This is a genomic window from Streptomyces sp. NPDC026062 (assembly GCF_055568375.1).
In genome coordinates this window covers 1-2,717 of record NZ_JBVHOQ010000115.1, presented here as the reverse complement: position 1 = coordinate 2,717, position 2,717 = coordinate 1, and the positions used below count along the sequence as shown (strand labels likewise).

The 2,717-nt window shown below is 70.2% G+C and carries 1 protein-coding gene; it reads right to left on the bottom strand.

All coding sequences use genetic code 11. The features are described 5' to 3' along the window. The coding region (locus ACZ4LX_RS38020; protein WP_467721415.1) for a condensation domain-containing protein at positions 1–2,717 on the bottom strand (2,717 nt) is incomplete at both ends.

Sequence of the window (2,717 nt, the reverse complement as noted above, 5' to 3'; positions counted from 1 at the left end):
CGCGCATCCAACTCCGCATACGACACCTCAACACCCTCGAACACCACAGCAACCGCATCCGGCGTCCGCGCCACCCGCGCCTCGAACAACTCCGGAATCGTCCCCGAAGGCACCCCGGCCGCAGTGCCGTTCCACTCAACCAACAGCCGCTGCCGCTCAGCCTCACCCAGCACATCCACCGCGCTCAGCGACCGGTCCGCACCACCTTCCAGCGCGCCTTCCAGGGCGGACACCACATCGCCTGCCGCGTTGATCACCATCGCGGCAACCGCCGAACCGTCCACCGACGCCACCGCGTCCACCGACACCGACAGCTCAGTGCCGTCGTCGTCGACCGAGACCGACAACGGGTAGTTCGTCCGCTCCCGCGAGAACACCGTCCGGATGCCCTCAAGGCCCGGACCGGCGCCGCTATCCGCGCCGGCACCACCGTTGTGCCGGTAGTTGAACAGCGACGTGAACAGCGGGGTGTCCCCCGGCACGCCACTGGCCTGCTGCGCCAGAACCAGCGGCGCGTGCTCGTGCTCCAGCAGACCCGCCAGCTGATCGCGCATCCCCTGCACCGCAGCGAGAACACCCGCACCATCACCGAGGCGCATTCGCACCGGCAGCGTGTTGATGAACGGACCCGCCACCCGATCGGAGCCGGAGCCGGCGTTCATGCGTCCGAAGAGCACCGTGCCGAACACGACGTCGTCCCGGCCACTGAGCGCACCCAGCACCCGCGCCCACGCCACATGCATCACCGTGGCCGGGCTCGCACCGGTCCGCCGAGCGGCCTCACGCACCCGCACCGACAGATCCGGTCCCAGATCCGACACCACACGCGACACATCCGCGCCCCCACCACGCACGTCCACCAGACCGAACGGCGCGGTCGGCTCGTCCACATCACCCAGCAGCTCGGCGAAGTACCGCTCGTGCGCGGCCCGCTCCACCCCGCCGTGCGCCTGCGCGACGAAGTTCCGGAACGGCAGCGCCTCGGCCAGCTGGTCACCCCGACCCGCGAGGAACGCCTCCACCTCGGCCAGCAGGAGTTCGAGACCCATGTGGTCGCGCACCATGTGATGCGCCCGTACCAGGGCCAGCCACTCGCCCGAGTCCGGTACTGCGGCGATGTGCAGTCCGATCAGCGGAGCCCGGCCCAGATCGATCGACAGACCGCCGCAAGCGACCAGCTCCGCCACCGGATCCGCAGCATGCGGGTCGAGGGAGACCTCCTCGACGGGGAGCTCGGCGTGCCGCCGCACCACCTGCACCGGCTCGCGCAGGCCCTCCCACACGATCCCGGTCCGATAGATGTCATGGCGGTCCACCACACGTTGCAGTGCCTCGGTGAACGCGTCCAGCCGCGCGCGCGAGTCGAACTCCACCACGACCGGCGTCACATAGGCGTCCTCGCCGGTGCCGGCGAGGAGGTGGTGGAAGAGCAGGCCCTCCTGGAGGGGGGCGAGGGGGTAGATGTCGGCGACGTTCGCCGCGCCTCCCTCGACGGTGGCGACGACCCGCTCGACCTCCTCGGCGGTCAGCTCCACCAGCGGCAGCATCTCCGGCGTGATCGCCCGCGCGCCCTCAGGAATGGCATTGGGCGGTACGACGACACTCTCCGCCCCGGACACGGCAGCCAGCCCCGCAACGGTCGGGGTCTGGAACAGCGCCCGCACCGAGACCGACACACCACGGCCGCGCAGGACCTCCGCCAGGCGGATCGCCAGGAGGGAGTGGCCGCCCAGCGCGAAGAAGCTGTCATCGACGCCCACGCTGTCGACGCCGAGGACCTCGGCGAACGCCGCGCAGAGAATCTCTTCGCGGACCGTGGCGGGACCACGGCCGGAACCGGTGTACTCGGGTGCGGGCAGGGCCTTGCGGTCGAGCTTGCCGTTACTCGTCAGCGGCAGCGCGTCCAGGGTGACGACCGCTGCGGGCACCATGTGCTCCGGCAGTCGACCCGCCACGAACTGAACTATCTCCCGGATGAGTTCGTCGTTCTGCGGAACCTCGGTCGGCACGACGTAGGCGACCAGGCGCTTGTCACCGGGGCTGTCCTCACGGGCGATCACCGCCGCCTGAGCGACTTGCGGGTGACCGGCGACGACCGCCTGCACCTCACCGGGCTCGATGCGGAAGCCGCGGATCTTCACCTGCTCGTCCGCCCGGCCCAGGTACTCCAGCTGACCCTCGGCGTTCCACCGCGCGAGATCCCCGGTGCGGTACATCCGCTCGCCCGCCGTACCGAACGGACCGGCCACGAACCGCTCCGCCGTCAGTCCGGCCCGGCCCACGTACCCGCGCGCCAGACCCGCACCAGCCACATACAGCTCACCCGCAACCCCGGGAGCCACCGGGGACAGCCACTGGTCCAGCACATACACGCGCGTGTTGGCCGCCGGCGTACCGACCGGCACCACACCGTCGGCCACCCCCTCGGCCGTCAGACGCGTCGTGACCACACCGATCGTGGTCTCGGTCGGACCGTAATGGTTGAACACCGCCCGCTCACCCGCGGCCGACACCAGCTCCCGCACCCACCCGGCAGAAGCCGCCTCACCACCCAGCACCAGCGACTTGGCCGGCAGAACCCTCGCCAACCCCCCACCGGCACCCAGCGCCGCCAGATGCGAGGGAACCACCTTGAAATGATCGATACGGTACTCAGCCAGATAACCGGCCACCACCACCGGATCAGTCGCCGCATCCTCACCCAGGACATGCAGCTC